Annotated in this window: 18 protein-coding genes; 14 read left to right on the plus strand and 4 right to left on the minus strand. The window is 35.3% G+C overall.

All coding sequences use genetic code 11. The features are described from left to right. Positions 1-533: 533 nt before the first annotated feature. The 12 genes from GKZ88_RS21550 (at position 534) to GKZ88_RS21605 (ending at position 13,086) form a co-directional block, all read left to right on the plus strand. Positions 534-1,007, plus strand: a complete 474-nt coding sequence (locus tag GKZ88_RS21550; RefSeq protein ID WP_155104369.1) for a DNA starvation/stationary phase protection protein — start codon at positions 534-536, stop codon at positions 1,005-1,007. Between the two features lie 46 nt (positions 1,008-1,053). Further along, positions 1,054-1,749, plus strand: coding sequence for a LytTR family DNA-binding domain-containing protein (locus GKZ88_RS21555; protein ID WP_155104370.1), 696 nt, complete (start codon positions 1,054-1,056; stop codon positions 1,747-1,749). Positions 1,750-1,831: 82 nt separating this feature from the next. Then, positions 1,832-4,039 carry an ATP-binding protein gene (locus tag GKZ88_RS21560; protein ID WP_155104371.1) on the plus strand — a complete coding sequence of 736 codons (2,208 nt, stop codon included), beginning with the start codon at positions 1,832-1,834 and terminating at the stop codon, positions 4,037-4,039. A 454-nt stretch (positions 4,040-4,493) separates the two neighbouring features. Continuing rightward, a complete protein-coding gene (locus tag GKZ88_RS21565) occupies positions 4,494-5,051 on the plus strand; it encodes a hypothetical protein (RefSeq protein ID WP_155104372.1) in 558 nt (185 codons plus the stop codon). Between the two features lie 36 nt (positions 5,052-5,087). After that, a complete protein-coding gene (locus tag GKZ88_RS21570; protein ID WP_155104373.1) occupies positions 5,088-5,639 on the plus strand; it encodes an antibiotic biosynthesis monooxygenase in 552 nt (183 codons plus the stop codon). Positions 5,640-5,893: 254 nt separating this feature from the next. Then, a complete protein-coding gene (locus GKZ88_RS21575) occupies positions 5,894-6,940 on the plus strand; it encodes a cupin domain-containing protein (protein ID WP_155104374.1) in 1,047 nt (348 codons plus the stop codon). Between the two features lie 5 nt (positions 6,941-6,945). Then, positions 6,946-7,665, plus strand: coding sequence for a YoaK family protein (locus GKZ88_RS21580; RefSeq protein ID WP_155104375.1), 720 nt, complete (start codon positions 6,946-6,948; stop codon positions 7,663-7,665). Then, positions 7,649-8,101 carry a redoxin domain-containing protein gene (locus GKZ88_RS21585; RefSeq protein WP_155104376.1) on the plus strand — a complete coding sequence of 151 codons (453 nt, stop codon included), beginning with the start codon at positions 7,649-7,651 and terminating at the stop codon, positions 8,099-8,101. Before GKZ88_RS21580 ends, GKZ88_RS21585 begins: the two co-directional genes overlap by 17 nt. Before the next feature lie 12 nt (positions 8,102-8,113). Further along, positions 8,114-8,629, plus strand: a complete 516-nt coding sequence (locus tag GKZ88_RS21590) for a DsbA family protein (protein WP_155104377.1) — start codon at positions 8,114-8,116, stop codon at positions 8,627-8,629. Between the two features lie 126 nt (positions 8,630-8,755). Beyond that, on the plus strand, positions 8,756-9,628 hold the full coding sequence (fdhD, locus tag GKZ88_RS21595; RefSeq protein WP_155104378.1) for a formate dehydrogenase accessory sulfurtransferase FdhD: 873 nt from the start codon (positions 8,756-8,758) through the stop codon (positions 9,626-9,628). 50 nt (positions 9,629-9,678) lie between these two features. Next, a complete protein-coding gene (locus tag GKZ88_RS21600) occupies positions 9,679-12,045 on the plus strand; it encodes an FdhF/YdeP family oxidoreductase (RefSeq protein ID WP_155104379.1) in 2,367 nt (788 codons plus the stop codon). 222 nt (positions 12,046-12,267) lie between these two features. Continuing rightward, a complete protein-coding gene (locus GKZ88_RS21605) occupies positions 12,268-13,086 on the plus strand; it encodes an alpha/beta hydrolase (protein WP_155104380.1) in 819 nt (272 codons plus the stop codon). Positions 13,087-13,162: 76 nt separating this feature from the next. Here the strand turns inward: GKZ88_RS21605 and GKZ88_RS21610 are convergent, their stop codons facing one another. Then, a complete protein-coding gene (locus GKZ88_RS21610; protein WP_155104381.1) occupies positions 13,163-13,540 on the minus strand; it encodes a winged helix-turn-helix transcriptional regulator in 378 nt (125 codons plus the stop codon). Between the two features lie 123 nt (positions 13,541-13,663). On the opposite strand from GKZ88_RS21610, the gene GKZ88_RS21615 reads away from it, so the two are divergent. Both GKZ88_RS21615 and GKZ88_RS21620 read left to right on the plus strand, forming a co-directional pair. Then, a complete protein-coding gene (locus GKZ88_RS21615; protein ID WP_155104382.1) occupies positions 13,664-14,458 on the plus strand; it encodes an SDR family oxidoreductase in 795 nt (264 codons plus the stop codon). Between the two features lie 30 nt (positions 14,459-14,488). Further along, entirely contained in the window at positions 14,489-14,809 is a 321-nt protein-coding gene (locus GKZ88_RS21620) for a nuclear transport factor 2 family protein (protein WP_155104383.1), read from the plus strand. A gap of 121 nt (positions 14,810-14,930) precedes the next feature. Here the strand turns inward: GKZ88_RS21620 and GKZ88_RS21625 are convergent, their stop codons facing one another. From GKZ88_RS21625 to GKZ88_RS21635, 3 genes are all read right to left on the minus strand, one after another. Further along, complete coding sequence (locus tag GKZ88_RS21625; RefSeq protein ID WP_155104384.1) at positions 14,931-15,935, minus strand: VOC family protein; 1,005 nt, start codon at positions 15,933-15,935, stop codon at positions 14,931-14,933. Between the two features lie 41 nt (positions 15,936-15,976). Next, positions 15,977-16,834, minus strand: coding sequence for an SDR family oxidoreductase (locus tag GKZ88_RS21630; RefSeq protein WP_155104385.1), 858 nt, complete (start codon positions 16,832-16,834; stop codon positions 15,977-15,979). A 165-nt stretch (positions 16,835-16,999) separates the two neighbouring features. Beyond that, positions 17,000-17,578 (minus strand): Crp/Fnr family transcriptional regulator, encoded by a 579-nt coding sequence (locus GKZ88_RS21635; protein ID WP_155104386.1) that lies wholly within the window; start codon positions 17,576-17,578, stop codon positions 17,000-17,002. Positions 17,579-17,736: the final 158 nt, after the last annotated feature.

The following is a 17,736-nucleotide window of genomic DNA, read 5'->3' on the forward strand; positions in this document are numbered from 1 at the left end:
CTCGATTCCATTACTCTTATTCTTTTGTTCTAACATCTCTGTTAAAACGGCTGTCAATTCAATATGTCTACGAACGTAATTTTTTGTCTTTCGCTTGTCTCTCAAAGCGGGTGCAAAAGTAGATAGTTTATCAGCATTTACAATACTTTTTATCGATTTTTTTTCAATTTTTTTCGCGTTTTTTTCTTAACTTTCTGATAACACAAAACTTAGCTCTTAAAATTTTCAACAACTATTTAAGGAATTTTCTTATATTACTAGTTTTTAAGTAAAAAAATAGGTTTATAGTATCTTCTATTTTACTAAGTTTTTAGAATATGCAGACAATTCTCCGAATTTCTGCTGTCTTTTTTCTTTTTCTTTGGCTAAAATCTGAACATTCAAATCAATATTTATTTTTCTCAAAGAGCCGCTAACTTATTTCAACGACTCATTTTGCCTGTTTACCTAAAATTAAATGCGCTGGAGAAGTTTTCTAATGACCTTTACATAAGAAAACAAGCAATACTGCTTATAACTTAAAACTCTAGATTATGAAAGCAACCATTGGTATTACAGAAAAAAACACAGATGCTGTTTCTAACGAATTGGCAAAACTATTGGCCGACGAGTTTATACTTTACACAAAAACCAGAAATGCACACTGGAATGTTACTGGCGATAATTTTCATGCGAATCACATTTTCTTTGAAAATCAGTACAAACAATTAGATGAAATCATTGACAGCGTTGCCGAACGTATGCGCAAAATTGGCCACTATGCACCCGCAACTTTGAAAACCTATCTTGAACTTACGCATCTTACAGAATACAGCGAGAGAACAAATGATGGTTTAGGTTTTATGAAAGATTTATTGCAGGACCATGAAAGCATTATCGAATTTATCCGTGGCAACATCACTCCTTTTGCTAATGATTACAAAGATTATGGTTCAAGTGATTTTATTACCGGATTAATCGAAATTCATGAAGAAATGGCTTGGATGATCCGTTCTTACTTTAGATAAACTAACATGGAATAAGTATATTTGTCTAAACCAAAAACCAAATACCATGAAAGCGTTAATCGTTGATGACAATGATATTGCAAGAACCACTTTGTCTCATTTGGCAAAACAAATTCCAAATCTTACTGTTGTAAATGAATATTCAAATGCCATGGAGGCGTATCATCATTTACAGGAAAATCATGTAGATTTAATCTTTCTGGATATTGAAATGCCGGAGATGACGGGAATCGAATTGACAAAAAATCTATCAGGCAAAGATGTCATCATCATTTTTACATCTTCTAAAAAGGAATATGCGCTGGAAGCATTTGAATTGAATATAGCAGATTACATCTTAAAACCGGTTACTCCTGCCCGATTTTTGCAAGCAGTAAGTAAAGCGCAGTATATAATTGAAAGCCGAAAAGAAAATGTACAATTTGGCAAAGAAGAATTTTTATTTGTTAGAGATTCTAATATCACAAGACGCTTAAAACTGGATGATATTTTTTATGCCGAAGCAATGGGCGACTATGTAAAGTTTTATACGAAAGAAAAAATGTTTGCCATACACGGTAAAATGAAAACTGCCGAAGAACGCCTGCCAAAAGATGATTTCATCAGAGTACATCGTTCCTATATTGTTTCAATTAGTAAAATTGATACTTTACAAGATGGCGGCATTATGATTAACAAAAAATTTATTCCTGTTGCCGATGCTTATCGAAAAGCGCTTAACACGAGAATGAATGTTTTTTAAATAACAACTTTTTTGCCTGCTGCGTAAACTAACATTCTGTCTTATTCAATTAAGATAATACAATTTCATTTACACTTATTTTATGATAAATACGTCTACCGTAATGGGCAACAAACGCTTTAGCTATTTTATAATAAGCAGTTTTATTTTGTGCAGCATTTTATTAATTGCTGTACAAATTAATTCGGCCAGAAATACTAAAGAGCTCATACGAAACAATAATACACTTTTAAACGAATTGCGTTCGAGCAATCATTTAAGAGAAATCGACCGCGATATTTTGGGAGTTGAAAGCAGAATCAGAGCTTCTATCGCAACCAATGACACGACCCATCTGGAAGGAATTGATCAAAAAATTAAGCAGATTAAAAATTTTCTGGATTCGCTGTCCATAGACAATGCCGATATTGAAGAAGAAAGCTTAATACAAAGACTAGGTGTTTTGGCACAGGATAAAATGGTGACGAAAGGAAAACTTTTGCATCGTTATGACTCTGTGGGAAATATGGATGATAATACTTCGATAGCCAATCCGCGCGCAAGAATGATTTCTAATGAAATTACTGATATTACTGCGAAAATTTACCACAAGCGTCAATTGCGTATGGTTGAACTCAGTAATTTAAGTCTGGAAATGGGCCGAAGAGCAAAACTGTATGACATTTCTTTATTAGTCTTATTAATTTTAAGCGGTGCCGTAATAGGGTATCATATCATGCGACAATTTAGAAGACAACATTTCTTGATTAAGGAATTGGATATTGCAGAAAAAAAAGCGTCGGTTGCGGCACAAACCAAAGAAAATTTCCTGGCCAATATGAGTCATGAAATCAGAACGCCTTTAAGTGGTATTTTAGGATTTACCAATTTATTACAAAAAAGACCTTTAGATGAAACTGCTGCAGAATTTGTAACTTCTATTCAGCGTTCTGGAGAAAATTTAATGACTATTATTAACGACATTCTTGATTTATCTAAAATCGAAGCAGGAATGATGCGTATAACACCCGGAATATTCAGTATCAACGGATTATTAAATTCGGTTGAAACGCTTTTTTCAGAACGGGTAAAAGAAAAAAAACTAACGATTTCCAGTAAAGTAGATCGTTCTATTCCGGATACTTTGATTGGTGATGCCACCCGACTGACTCAAATATTGGTAAATCTTATTGGCAATGCTATAAAATTTACGCATCAGGGAACAGTAAGTATTGAAGTTTATAACAAAGAGCAAAATGAAAATCAGGTTGTTCTGGGTTTCAATATTACAGATACCGGAATTGGAATTGATAAAGAAAAACTAAATGATGTTTTTGAAAGATTCAATCAGGGCGAAGACTCAATAACCAGAAATTATGGTGGAACAGGATTAGGATTATCTATTGTAAAAAAACTCATTTTACTGCAGGACGGTGACATCGAAGTGAGCAGTGAACTAGGAAAAGGAACTACTTTTAGCTTTTACATTCCATACGGAATTGCTAAAGAACAGCTTAATACAATCCCTGCAGCTAATATCGAGCACTTTAAAGACATATCGAATACAGCTTTAAGAGTTTTAGTTGTTGATGACAATGCAATCAACCAGAGTTTGATGAAGCATTTGCTCTCGCAATGGAATATTGATTTTGATTTGACATCTAATGGTTTAGAGGCTGTTGAATACCTAAGAAAAAAAGACTGTGATCTTGTCCTGATGGATTTACAAATGCCACAAATGGATGGATACACCGCGGTACAGCAAATTCGCGAAATCTTAAAACTGGATATTCCGATAATTGCCATGACAGCACACGCACTGCCAGGAGAAAGAGAAAAATGCCTGAGCAGCGGTATGAATGAATACATTGCAAAACCTATAAAAGAAGAGGATCTTTTTAAACTGATTGCTAATTTTGGATTGAAAGAATCAAAATCAGAAGAAGCAAAAGTTCCAGAATCTGATCTTGTTTTTCAATACATTGATCTTACTTACATGCAATCTGTAAGCGGCGGCAATAAAGCTTTTGAACAAACCGTGACCCATCAGTTTATTGAGAATATACCACCGCATTTGGAACAGCTTATCTCGGCATATCAAAATCAGGATTTTAAGACGGTAAAACTTAGAGCGCACGATTTACAATCAAGTGCTGCCATAATGGGTTTACTGCCTCTTTTACAAGAAAAACTAGAAATTCTTGAAATGGCAACAGAACAAAACACCACTTTACAGCAGATTTTAAACGATGTAGAAAATATTCTCAATTTATCACTTTTAGAAACTAAAGCATTTTTAGAATCGCTGTAAAATAAATAAGAGAACAATTCGTTTTAAGTTCAAGAAAAATCATCTTACTATATAAATATTATTCAATTGAAAGACTGTCCGTAAATGGCAGTCTTTTTTTATTTATCCTTTCCCTGTTTTCAAACATAGCCCGAGGTTTCAACCTCGGGAAACGTATTGAATGCACAATCCGATGATAATTGTACTTTAAATAATATAATGTGATCATCGTTGTGTCCCAGTGGTTGAAACCACTGGCTATACTTTCTCAGATTGAGATGATTCTCCATTCTTATTTTAAAACATAGCCCGAGGTTTCAACCTCGGGAAACCTATCGAATGCAAATTATGATAACAACAAACGATTAATTCTGCTTTTTAAACGAGTGGTTTTGCCCATTCGATGAATAGCCTGATGTAACCTGAACGCAAGAAGGTAAATTTACTTCAGTTAAACATTTAAAACCAAAGAATTATGGAAATCATTCAAACCAAAGAAAACGCATTATCACATTCAACTGTATCTGCAGTTATCAATGCTCCAATTGAGAAAGTAAATATCGCAGACTGGCTTTTAAATTTACCAGATGCAGAATACCAGCGCTGTTCTACACAGCATATTGGCGCGGGAATTACCAGCACGTATGATGGCCAGCCAATGTCTATTAATGTAGAAACAATAGGCGACGCTTTAATGGTACAGCATTATGTGGCAACAGTTCATCGTCCCGATTATTGCCGTATGTTGTCAATCTCAGATTCCATTACACAAAACGGACGTACCAAAGTTCAAGTTTTATGGGAACTTAAAGTGACGAAAATCGACGAGAATACCTGCCTTTACACCAACGAAATTCATGCAACTGCAACACCAGAGATGTTTGAATACCTAAAAGAACACGGAGTAAATCTAGCCGGTGCGGCGGCTTCAAGACAAGCTGCTTCTGACGCTCACAACCACGAAGAAACACCTAACTTTGCTAAAAGCATCGAAAACAAAGCCTTAACTGGCAAATACAATCAGCCGTTTTAATGACAAAATTTATTTTAACCAAAAACAAATAACAATATGGAAAATCAAGGCGCATCGGTTGTGATCACTCATCATATTTTGGACGGTAAAGAACAGGAATATGAAAAATGGTTGGATGAAATTGTCCCCATTACCAAACATTCACATGGTTTTATCGATTTACAAATTGTAAGGCCTATTCCACACTTAACATTTGTTTACACAGTTATTATCCGATTTGATACTATTGAAAACCTGAAAATTTGGATGGAATCTGAAGACCGAAAAATGCTGATCAAAAAAGCGAATCCGTTATTCAGAAAAAATGATAAATACCAAATAAAATCAGGTTTAGATTTTCTTTTTAATGCGGAAAATGAAGGAAACAAAGTTCCTGTACGCTGGAAACAATTTCTTGTAACCTGGTCTGCCATTTATCCATTATCGCTTTTAATTCCTTTATTGGCACTGCCCCTTTTGAGGCTTCTGAAAATTCCATCATATCATTATTTTGATGCTTTGGTAATTTCAGGTTTCATCGTCTTTTTGATGGTATTCGTTGTAATGCCAAATTATACCAAACTAATCAAAAAATGGCTGTATAAATAATGAAGCACTTCATTCATATAAGATAAAAAATCACTGTATTATGCAGTGATTTTTTTTTGATTTAATCCTGAAACCAAACATTTTACATTTAAAACTTCTCAAAAACCTTCAACTAATTTCTTAAAGTTTCTCTTACTAAATTCAACGACTCCTTTTGCCCATCTATCGAATTCAAAATATAATCGGCAAATATCTTCAATAGCTTTACAATAGAATTAAAAACCAATATAATTAATCATCAAAAAGCTATTATCATGAACACCGAATTATTAAGTTTTAAATACGAATTAGAAAAAAAAGAACCACGCACTAATGACGGCGGCACAACAAGAGGAGCTTCTGTAAAAGATTTTCCAGCTTCTATTGGGATTGCAGGAGTTTCAATGCGATTACAGCCGGGAAGTATGCGTGAACTGCATTGGCACGCAAATGCCGCCGAATGGGCTTATGTTATTTCAGGAACAGTACGTACGACCATTATTCACCCAAACGGTCATAGTTATACTGATAATTTTGAACCGGGAGATGTTTGGTATTTTCCAAAAGGATACGGACATTCCATCCAAGCAACAGGAACAGAAGAATGTCATTTTATTTTAATTTTTGATAATGGTAATTTTTCCGAAGATCATACTTTCAGCGTTACCGATTTTGTTTCGAGCATGCCGCCGGAAATTGTCGCTCAAAACTTGGGAATTACTTTAGAAGAAGTGGCCGCATTGCCTCAAAAAGAAGCCTATTTTGCCAGCGGAATTGTTCCTGACGAATTATCATTTACAGCAGCTTCCCGTTCTGAAGAATCTGATATTGAATTGACCAATTTGCACCGTTATCCATTGCATTCTCAACAACCAAGAATAATTCCGGGTGGTGGTTTGCAAAGATTGGTTACAAGCAAAGAATTCCCTATCAGTACTACAATGGCAGGGTCTATAATAGAATTACAGCCGGGCGCTTTGAGAGAAATGCATTGGCATCCAAACGCTGATGAATGGCAGTATTACATTTCTGGTCAAGCCGAAATGTCTGTGTTTTTAGCAGAAAGTACCGTGGTAACAGAACAATTCAACACAGGAGATGTTGGTTATGTACCAATGGGTGCTGGACATTATATTAAAAACACTGGAAATACAGTTTGCAAAATCTTAATCGGATTTAACAGCGGTACTTATCAATCTATTGATTTAAGCGAATGGCTTGCAGGAAATCCAAAAGATGTGGTGGTAACCAATTTTGGTTTGGCGACAGGTGAAATTGAAAAGTTCCCTAAAAGTAAACTGTTCATTCAACCAGAAAAATAATCATTTTGGTTCTTGAAACTGAAATCGCAGCATCGTCTGATCAAATCAGGATGCAGGAAAAACTGGCCATATTCCTCGCTTTTATTGCAGGCTATTTGGATGCCTTTGGACTACTTAAATGGAAAATTTATGTCTCTTTTATGAGCGGGAATACGACACAGTTAGGAGTTGCTTTTTCTGATGGTAAATTGGCTATAATTTGTACAACGTTTACTGTAATTGGCTGTTTTGTATTGGGAATTTATATAGGTACGTGTTTATCATTATGGAAAAATTGTAAAATTCAAACATTGCCTTTTTATATCGTTTCAGGAATATTGATAATCTATACAGCGGTATCGCTCTATCACAATATAAGCACAATACTTTCAATAGCCATAATTGGATTTTCAACAGGAGTTATGAATACGATTGTAACGTCAGTAGGAAACCAACAAATAAACACCGATTTCGTCACGGGAACATTAAATAGTCTGGCACGAAATACTGCAATGCTAAACATGAGCCACGACGAAACGAATAGAAAACAGTATAAACTAAACGCTATTCACTTACTACTGCTATGGACAGGCTTTTTGTCGGGAGCATTTACTGTGCCTTTTTTACTTCCTTCTTTAGGAAACTGGACACTTAGCCTGCCCGCAGTATTATTACTAATTTGTGCATTATTTATGCCAAGTACAGACTTTAATCTTAAAACTAAATCTTATGCTGCAGAAAAATGACGTTGCGCCAGATTTTACATTATTCGCAACACCCGACCAAAAAATAACTTTATCAGAGTTCAAAGGGAAAAACGTGATTTTAGCTTTTTATCCTGCCGACTGGAGTCCGGTTTGCAGTGACCAAATCGCCCTTTATAACGAAATGCTGAAATACTTCAAGAAATATGATGCTGAAATTTTCGGTATTTCTGTAGACAGCAAATGGTGTCACATGGCTTTTTCTCAATCTAGAAATCTGCACTTTCCTTTATTGGCTGATTTTGAAACTAAAGGAGAAATCTCAAAAAAATACGGCGTGTACAATAAAGAAGAAGGCGAATGTAATCGCGCCCTTTTTGTAATTGATAAAAATGGAATTATACAATGGAGTTATCTATCACCAATGGCTCTAAATCCAGGAGCTGATGGAATTATAGAAGCTCTGGAAAAACTTTAAAAACAATTAATTATGTCACTAAAACCAGCGGTCAGTAAAACTGATCATACACAAGGAAAAAAAGATGCTGATATAGTAATCGTAGAATATGGAGATTATCAATGTCCGTATTGCGGTACTGCATATCCAGTTCTTAAAAAAATGATGAAGAAATACGGAAAACGAATACAATTTGTTTTTAGAAACTTTCCGTTATCCGAAATGCACCAATACGCACGCCCCGCAGCAATTGTCGCAGAAGCAGCAGCATTACAGGGAAAATTCTGGGAAATGCATGATGCTATTTATGAAAATCAAGAATATTTGAGTGAAGCTTTTTTATTAGAATTAGCAGAGAAATTGGAGCTTGAACCTCAACAATTTAATACCGATATTAAAAAACCTGAAGTTGCAGCTAAAATAGATTCTGATTTTGAAAGCGGTATAATGAGCGGTGTAAATGGTACTCCTTCCCTATTTGTTAACGGCAGAAAATTCAACGGAGGCCCTGAAGATTTGCTGCAGTTAATGAGCGAAATTGTGAAATAGATTTTCCCGACAGCCAATGTTAAGATTAAGATAAATCTCAAGGAATAACTATTCAATTTATATGCAAATCATCTTTTGGGATTATATTTTTAATTAAATTTACGTAACAACCTTAATTACAATATCATGGAAATAAATTATTCGGAATTAGTTTCCATCAAACACGTAAGCGTCCAAAGAATAGAAAAAACTGAAACGACAGCGTTTTTAGATACCCTTTCCATCGAAGAACCACTTGAAATTAGACTTTCTTATGGTTCCAATGCCGAGAGAATACAAAAGAATATTTCGGTTACCATGCGGACTCCTGGGAACGATATTGATCTTGCGATTGGTTTTCTATTTACAGAAGGAATCATTACTTCTTTTGAAAATATTCAAGATGCTTATTGTGTAAAAATGAATTGCTTGTCTCAAAAACAAAACATTGTTCAGGTTGATCTTAAGGAGAATTTCATTCCAAATCTGATGCAGACTGATCGGAATTTCTACACTACTTCAAGTTGTGGCGTATGCGGGAAAAGTTCGATTCAATCTATAAAAACGGTAAGTTCTTTTGGGAATTTAGCGAGACCTAAAATTACGATAGATGCGTCTGTATTTTATCAGTTACCTGAAAAATTAAGAATTGCTCAAAGCGACTTTGACTCAACTGGAGGTCTGCATGCATCTGGACTTTTTACTATTCAAGGGGATTTGATTCTCTTAACTGAAGATGTTGGAAGACACAACGCATTAGACAAATTAATTGGCAGATCACTTAGAGACAATTCATTGCCATTAAATGAACATATATTACTTCTAAGCGGAAGAGCAAGTTTTGAGTTAATCCAAAAAGCGGCAATGGCCGGGATTTCAATTATTGCTGCTATTGGTGCTCCATCAAGTCTGGCTGTAGAGCTTGCAGCAGAATTCAATATCACACTTTTGGGATTTTTAAAAGAGAACAAATTTAATATATACAGTTCCTCTGATCGAACTGTGATCCTAACTGCCTGAAAATAATCTAATCCGATAGCATAACGCAATACCAATTAAACCAAAATGTAATGAAGGAAGATCAACAACAAAATACAGCTGATTTAGCCAATAAATTACCTGAAGCAGAAAATCCATATCAGCTTTCAAAACTCAAATTAACAACAGTAGAAAAATGGGCTGCGGGCGTTCCTGCTGTTCTCGCTGCTGTGAGTGATCTTATTGAAGATAAGGCACTGGTTCGCGGTGGAAAAGCTCTTTTTAAAATGAATCAAAAAGGAGGTTTTGACTGTTCCAGCTGTGCATGGCCAGATCCAGATGATGATCGGTCTCCTTTGGGCGAATATTGCGAAAATGGCGCGAAAGCTTTAGCAGAAGAAGCCACAACCAAAAAAGTTACGGCAGCGTTCTTTAAAGAAAATTCTGTTTACAGTCTTTCACAATTAGACGATTACCAAATTGGAAAAATGGGACGATTAACCGAGCCTGTGTATTTACCCGTTGGCGGTACACATTATCAGCCAATCAGTTGGGATGAGGCTTTTGCCAAAATTGCTTCACATTTAAATGCACTTAAATCTCCTAATGAAGCCGCTTTTTATACTTCGGGAAGAACCAGTAATGAGGCTTCTTTTCTTTATCAACTTTTTGCGAAAGAATTCGGAACCAACAATATGCCGGATTGTTCTAATATGTGCCACGAAACTTCCGGAACGGCTTTGAAGTCCACAATCGGCATCGGAAAAGGAACAGTTACTTTAGAAGATTTTTATGATACGGATGTCATTGTGATAATCGGACAAAACCCAGGTACTAATGCACCTCGAATGCTGAGTGCTTTAGAAAAAGGCAAAAAAAACGGAGCAAAAATTATTGCCGTTAATCCATTGCCCGAAGCAGGTTTAATGGGATTTCATAATCCGCAGGCAATAAAAGGAATAATAGGTTCAGGCGGAAAACTTACGGATCTTTTTCTTCCAATAAAAATAAATGGCGATATGGCACTTTTAAAAGCCATTGAACTTTTATTAATTGAATTGGAAAAGAAAAATCCCGGCGAAGTTTTTGATCATGAATTCATTAAAGATAAAACAACTGGTTTTGAAAATTTTGAGAAACAGTTTGAACATTTAGATTTAGATCATCTTGCTTTTCTTTCCGGTGTTCCTAAAAATTTAATTATTGAAACTGCAGAAATACTGGCCTTTAAAAAAAGAATTATTGTTTGCTGGGGAATGGGGCTTACACAGCAGCCAAATGGCGTTGACATGATCAGAGAGATTGTCAATATTTTATTGATCAAAGGAAGCATCGGGAAACCCGGTGCTGGAGTTTGCCCAGTCCGCGGACACAGCAATGTTCAGGGAAACCGAACGATGCTTATTGATGAAAAACCAACAAATGAGCAATTGGATCGTCTGCAAAATTATTTTGGTTTTAATCCTCCAAGAAATCATGGTTATGATGTCGTTGGAACTATAAAAGCAATTCACGAAGAGAAAGTAAAATTCATGTTTTGTATGGGCGGTAATTTTCTATCGGCTGCGCCAGATACTGCTTTCACCGCAGAAGCCTTTAGAAAACTGAAATTGCTGGTGTGTGTGTCTACAAAACTCAACAGAGGTCATTTAGTACACGGAAAAGAATCTCTTATACTTCCTACGCTTTCCCGAAGTGATATGGATGTAGTAAACAACGAAGTCCAGATTATCAGTACCGAAAATTCTATGGGCGTTGTACAATCTTCAAAAGGGGTACTTAAACCTATCTCAGATCAAATGATAAACGAAACACAAATTGTCTGCCGTATGGCAATGGCAACGCTCGGAAACAAATCAGTTATTGATTGGAAACGTTATCACGACAGTTATGATGCTGTGAGAGAAGCTATCGAAAATTGTATTCCGGGTTTTGAAAATTACAATAACAGAGTTCGGGAAAAAGGCGGTTTTTATCTGCCAAATGCGCCTCGTCATGGCGAATTTAAAGCTGCAGCATCAGCTGATCGTGCTGCCTTTACTTTGACCGATATTCCGGATAATGAATTGGAACCAGATGAATACATGATGGCAACAACACGTACGCACGACCAATTTAATACCACAATTTATGGTCTGGACGATAGATATCGAGGTATAAAAAATGAACGCCGCGTTATTTTCATGAATCAAAATGACATTGATAAAGCGGGATTCAAAGCGGGAGATAAAGTAGATTTATTTAATTACAATGATGGCATCGAAAGAATCGCGCCTTTATTCCTTATCGTTTCTTATCAAATTCCAGAGCGAAATACTGTCACTTATTTTCCGGAAACAAATGTTTTAGTTTCTGTAAATAATGTGGTGAAAGAAAGTAATATGCCGGCATCTAAATACGTGAAAATAAAAGTAAAAAAACACGATCCCGCCATTTACGAAAAGATCAAAAGAATGTAATGCTTTCAATACGAAATATTTAACGGAAGACTTTTAGCGCATTTCTCTTAGATTAAAAAAATAAAATTCATTACTTAATCTAGGTTAATCGGCTGCTCTGCACTTCCCATATAAATTTGTCAAAGAAATCTAAGTCAAATAAAAACAGTTAAAAACTTAGAATTTAATGACAATACCAAAATTAGGATATTCCTACATTTATTAATCTTAAAACCAAATAAAATGAGTACAATTACAGTAAAAGACGGAACAGAAATTTATTATAAAGATTGGGGAACAGGACAGCCAATTGTTTTTCACCACGGATGGCCTTTATCTGGTGATGACTGGGATGCCCAAATGATGTTTTTCCTAAAACAAGGATATAGAGTAATTGCTCATGACAGACGCGGACATGGCCGTTCTGGTCAAAGTTCAGAAGGAAACAACATGGAAACTTACGCAGCAGACGTAGCAGAATTGACCGCTGCTCTTGACTTAAAAGATGCCATTCACATTGGTCACTCAACTGGTGGCGGTGAAGTAATTCGTTACGCGTCAAAATACGGAAAAGGCCGTGTTGCAAAAGCGATTATCATTAGTGCGGTTACGCCAATCATGATAAAAAATGAAGCAAATCCTGACGGTGTTCCATTGTCTGTTTTTGACGAAATCAGAGAAGGAACCGGATTTAGCAGAGCACAATATTTTTATGATTTCCCTATTCCGTTTTACGGATGGAATCGTGAAGGAAAAACAGTTCAAGAAGGTATCAAACACAACTGGTGGCGTCAGGGAATGATGGGTTCTGTATTGGCTCATTACGAAGGAATAAAAGCTTTCTCAGAATCCGATTTTACAGAAGATCTTAAAAGTTTAGATATTCCTGTTTTGGTGCTTCACGGAGAAGATGATCAGATCGTTCCTTACAATCAGGCACCTAAAGCGGCTGCACTTTTGAAAAACGGAAAATTAATTTCGTATCCAGGTTTTCCTCATGGTATGCCAACAACAGAAGCAGCAACTATTAACAAAGATATTTTAGAATTTATTAAAGCTTAAGAACTTAAATCTTTTAATACATACAAGCCTCTTATTTTAAAATAAGGGGCTTTTTTTATTTAATAACATTTCTCTATTAATCTTCTATATCTGTTGTTCCAGAGAATTTTTTACGAATTAAATTCCGTAATCGATCCTGATTTTCATCGCCCCAGCGTCCTAAAGTGCCAATTACAGGAATCAGACTTTCGCCAAATTCAGTAAGACTGTATTCAACCTTTGGCGGTACTACAGGATATATTTTCTTCACCACAAGCTCATGGTCTTCCAATTCTTTTAACTGAATATTCAAAACTCTTCTTGAAGCATCAGGTATTTTACGCTGCAGTTCACTCGGCCTTTTATGACCTTCATTAATAAACCAAAGCAAACGTATTTTCCATTTTCCATATAGAACTTCACCTATCAGGTCAAGTCCGCAATTTAGGTTCGGGATTATTTTTCTCTCATACATATAACAAAAGTAAACCTATGTTCCGATTTGTACAATAGGGGAAAAATTTATCCCTATCTGAATCGTAATTCCGTACTTGTGAGAAAGTTGCATACTTCTGAAATTTGTACAAAAGAAATCAACATGGAACAAAAATTAGATTATCAGAACGAACTATCAGGCAAAATTGCTTTGGTTACCGGAGGAACAAAAGGAGCTGGAAAAGCCATTGCAGAACGTTTAAAAAATGCAGGTGCAAAAGTGATTATCATTGCAAGAAATGCACCCGAAATACCTGACGAAGATTTATATTTTATTTCGGCAGACTTAAGTAAAGCCGAGGATGTCAAAAATACTGCTCGTGAAGTATTTGAGAAATTCGGCAAAATAGACATCCTTGTAAACAATCTAGGAGGCTCTGAAACTCCCGGAGGAGGTTTTGCAGCATTGTCTAATACCGATTGGGAAGAAACAATACAAACCAATTTATTAGCACCAGTACGATTAGACAAAGCTTTTCTTCCTCAAATGCTTGAAAATAAAAGCGGTGTCATTATTCATATTGCATCCATTCAGGGAAAATTGCCTTTACATGATTCTACGCTTCCTTATGCTGCTGCAAAAGCAGGATTGATTAATTACAGCAAAGGTTTATCAAAAGAAGTATCTCCAAAGGGCGTTCGCGTGCTGACGGTTTCACCGGGATGGATTATGACCGAAGCATCAAAAAGAATGATGGAACGCATTTCAGAAAGCAATAAAATTTCTGTCAAAGAGGCTGAAAAAAGTGTAATGGATGCTTTGGGCGGAATACCTTTTGGAAGAGCTGCAATGCCAGAAGAAGTGGCTGAGCTTATTGGTTTTCTTGTTTCACCTAGAGCCAGTTATTTGACGGGAACAGAATATGTAATCGATGGCGGCACAATTCCAACGGTTTAAAAAAATTATAAACAATAAAACAGATAAATTATGAACTTACCACAAGTAATAAAAGATTTAGTAAATGCACAGAACGATTTTGACAGTACCGACTTTGCAAACTGTTTTTCTGAAACAGCAAATGTATTTGATGAAGGTAAAACACACATTGGCAAAACAGAAATAAAAGATTGGATCGAAAAAGCAACAGAGGAATATAATTCAACAATGGAACCTTTGATCTTTGAAGGAGATTCTGAAAAAGGCTTTTTAAAAGCTAAAGTTTCCGGCACTTTTCCTGGCAGTCCTATAACGCTTACTTATAATTTTGAATTTCAGGATGAAAAGATACAATCATTAAAAATTAATTAATGTTTTAAGAAGTAAAAATGTAACGATTTAAAAGAAAATACACTGTCGCAATCCAGATATAGATTACGACAGCGTATTTTTGTTTATTCTAATTTTTTAAAGCAATTATTACCTCTGAAATTTATTCTTTCCCATCAACAAATACATACAATTTCTGTATTTTGCCATTTTCAATCACAAACAAATCCATTCCGGAAACCACTGCTGGTTTTTCTTTTGAGCCAAACTGCCAATACAAACGCACTATATTATGATTCGTTTCAACTGATTTATCAGTGAATCTGAAATCAGGATTTTTTGTCTGAAGTTCAACAATAAATTTACTAATTTCATCTTTTCCTATTGCAATGAAATGACGGTCTACCATCTCAACATCAGAGGCATAAAATTGATTTAGTAAAGCTGTTCTTTTCGTTTCATCTTTTTCATTCCAGATTTTAAGGTGATTTTTGACTATTTCAATATTCTTTTTAGCATCTAAATCATCCGCAGTTACACTTTTGACAGAAGCATTTTTTGGCGACCATAAAACTGTTTTGGGATTAGATTTTTCATATCCTTTTCCGTTTGGATATGAAACCAGTTCCATTTTAGATCCCCACGGTGTTTCAAAATACACCCATGATTCGCCAGCCGTATCTCCGGATGGAGTCAAAAATGGTTCTCCTAAAATCTTTACCCCTTTACTTTTTAGATATTTTACAGATTCGTTTATATCTGATGTATAAAAAGCAATATGCGAAGCCCCGATATCATCAGAATTAGGATGAACTTTACTGCCTTTATTATCAGCATAACTAAATACTTCAATACTGGCACCAGTTCCGGCATTTATCATTTTGATGGTTACAGCTCCAGTTGCCGGATTAATATGATTGGCTTCTTTCCAACCTGCATCCAGCGGTATTGGCCCAAGCTGTGTTACGGGTTTGAAACCCAGTACATCACTAAAAAATGTTACTCCTTGATCTAAATCAGGCACATTGATTCCAACGTGATCGATTCCTATAATTCCTGCATTATTTTGAGCCTCCGCTTGTTCTGAAGCTGAAAAGAAAAAAACCAGATTTAATAAAGCGACTGCTGAAGTTTGTATTTTTTGATTTGATTTATAATGTGTCTTCATGACTTACTATTTTGATAAATTTAAATATTATTTGATATGAATTAATTACTGTAAGCAGCTAACCATTTTGCTTTAATAGCCGCGCGCGCTTCTATAAACTCTTTATCAGTTCCTTGTGCAATGGCATCAAGCGGGAAACGAAGCGGTCTCTCTCCTTTTTTCATTGTAACCAATTCCAGAATTCCATCAGCAATAGTCTGTGGATTCATATCAAACTGAGCCATTTTTCCAAACAAAGCAGTCCCTAAAGCATTGAATTTATCTGTTGCTGCAGTACCGTATTGATCTACAATGTCTTGTTTATCTGCGTTGATGCCAGATTTTGAACCGTTGTTCATTTCAGTAGGATAAACACCTGGCTGAATGCTCACATTTTCGATTCCGTAATCGGCAAGTTCATCTTGCAGACCTTCGGTGAAACTTTCTACTACTAATTTTGAAGCAATATATGGAATCATAAAAGGTAACGTATGTCCGCTTGCTCCAGTAGTAATATTTATAATAAGTCCGTTTTTTTCTTTTCTCATAGAAGGAAGAACAGCTTGATACGTGCGAAGAACGCTGTAAACGTTTACATCAAACATTTTCTGCATCTGATCAATTGAATAACCTTCAAGTAAACCAAATCCGCTTATTGCTGCATTATTGATAAGTACATCAATTTTTCCGTATTTGATAAGAACTTTTTCAAAAGCTTGATTTACAGAAATATCATTTGTAATATCAATATCTACTACTTCAATATTTGAAAGCGCTGCAAGTTCTTTTGCTGCTGCAGCATTTTTATCTTTTGTATTACGCATTCCTGCGATTACTGAATGACCGGCATTTGCCAATGTTATAGCGGTAAGTTTACCAAATCCTGAACTTGTACCTGTAATGAAAATTGTTTTTGACATGATTTCTAATTTTAAAATGTTTATAAAATTTGTTCCTTTTGAACATTACAAAGTTGCGTCGAATGCAAAACCTGTACATTGATTAGAAATAAGTAAAAACTTGATTTAGATCAAGTGTTTTGAACAAGGCATAAAAAAAGGAGCCTAAAAGCTCCTTGATCGTAATTATTTTTTTGCCGTCTGTTTCCGTATACGGCTTAATGTTTCAGGTGTCATACCAAGATAAGAGGCGATCATGGTTTGTGGAATTCGCGAAGCAAATCCCGGATATTTGGTTACAAAATTTAAATACTTTTCTTCTGCCGTAAAACTAAGTGATGCCTGAATTCGGTTTTGAGCCGCTATAAAACTTTTTTGCAGTATGGCATTTACCATATTATTAAAAGCAGGAATTTCACGGCACAGCATTTCAAAATTCTCATGTGTAAACAATATAAGTTCGCTGTCTTCAATAGCATCTATATTAAAACGAGACGGCTGCTGAAACATCAAACTTTCCCTGTCACCTGTCCACCAATTCTCAATACTGAAACTATTTACATGCTCACTCCCTTTTTCATCAACAGAATAAGTCCGTAGACAACCTTTTGTTATAAAAGCGTCATATTTCCAAATATCTCCTTCTTGAAGCAAGTATTGTCGTTTACGAAGTTTTTTAATTATAGCGAATGATTGTATATAATCAGATTCTGACGGTGTCAGCGTTACTTTATCATCTAGATATTTTTGGAATATTTCATACATAGATTGTAAAATTATATAAAAGTTTCTAAAGAAGAGAATTAAAATTGAATAGGAAAAAAGATTAAACCCTACAACTATTTATAGATTACTCAATATTATAAAAAGGACCACTTTTAAGTTATTTGCAAAAGAATTAAAAATTATGTTCCAGCATCAGC

This window comes from Flavobacterium sp. LC2016-01, from assembly GCF_009711135.1.
Classification (GTDB): domain Bacteria; phylum Bacteroidota; class Bacteroidia; order Flavobacteriales; family Flavobacteriaceae; genus Flavobacterium.

Bases quoted from the DNA above. Each gene is read 5' to 3' on its own strand.
- GKZ88_RS21550 (WP_155104369.1), top strand. From the start codon at position 534: ATGAAAGCAACCATTGGTATTACAGAAAAAAACACAGATGCTGTTTCT.
- GKZ88_RS21555 (WP_155104370.1), top strand. From the start codon at position 1,054: ATGAAAGCGTTAATCGTTGATGACAATGATATTGCAAGAACCACTTTG.
- GKZ88_RS21560 (WP_155104371.1), top strand. From the start codon at position 1,832: ATGATAAATACGTCTACCGTAATGGGCAACAAACGCTTTAGCTATTTT.
- GKZ88_RS21565 (WP_155104372.1), top strand. From the start codon at position 4,494: ATGGAAATCATTCAAACCAAAGAAAACGCATTATCACATTCAACTGTA.
- GKZ88_RS21570 (WP_155104373.1), top strand. From the start codon at position 5,088: ATGGAAAATCAAGGCGCATCGGTTGTGATCACTCATCATATTTTGGAC.
- GKZ88_RS21575 (WP_155104374.1), top strand. From the start codon at position 5,894: ATGAACACCGAATTATTAAGTTTTAAATACGAATTAGAAAAAAAAGAA.
- GKZ88_RS21585 (WP_155104376.1), top strand. From the start codon at position 7,649: ATGCTGCAGAAAAATGACGTTGCGCCAGATTTTACATTATTCGCAACA.
- GKZ88_RS21590 (WP_155104377.1), top strand. From the start codon at position 8,114: ATGTCACTAAAACCAGCGGTCAGTAAAACTGATCATACACAAGGAAAA.
- fdhD (WP_155104378.1), top strand. From the start codon at position 8,756: ATGGAAATAAATTATTCGGAATTAGTTTCCATCAAACACGTAAGCGTC.
- GKZ88_RS21600 (WP_155104379.1), top strand. From the start codon at position 9,679: ATGAAGGAAGATCAACAACAAAATACAGCTGATTTAGCCAATAAATTA.
- GKZ88_RS21605 (WP_155104380.1), top strand. From the start codon at position 12,268: ATGAGTACAATTACAGTAAAAGACGGAACAGAAATTTATTATAAAGAT.
- GKZ88_RS21610 (WP_155104381.1), bottom strand. From the start codon at position 13,540: ATGTATGAGAGAAAAATAATCCCGAACCTAAATTGCGGACTTGACCTG.
- GKZ88_RS21615 (WP_155104382.1), top strand. From the start codon at position 13,664: ATGGAACAAAAATTAGATTATCAGAACGAACTATCAGGCAAAATTGCT.
- GKZ88_RS21620 (WP_155104383.1), top strand. From the start codon at position 14,489: ATGAACTTACCACAAGTAATAAAAGATTTAGTAAATGCACAGAACGAT.
- GKZ88_RS21625 (WP_155104384.1), bottom strand. From the start codon at position 15,935: ATGAAGACACATTATAAATCAAATCAAAAAATACAAACTTCAGCAGTC.
- GKZ88_RS21630 (WP_155104385.1), bottom strand. From the start codon at position 16,834: ATGTCAAAAACAATTTTCATTACAGGTACAAGTTCAGGATTTGGTAAA.
- GKZ88_RS21635 (WP_155104386.1), bottom strand. From the start codon at position 17,578: ATGTATGAAATATTCCAAAAATATCTAGATGATAAAGTAACGCTGACA.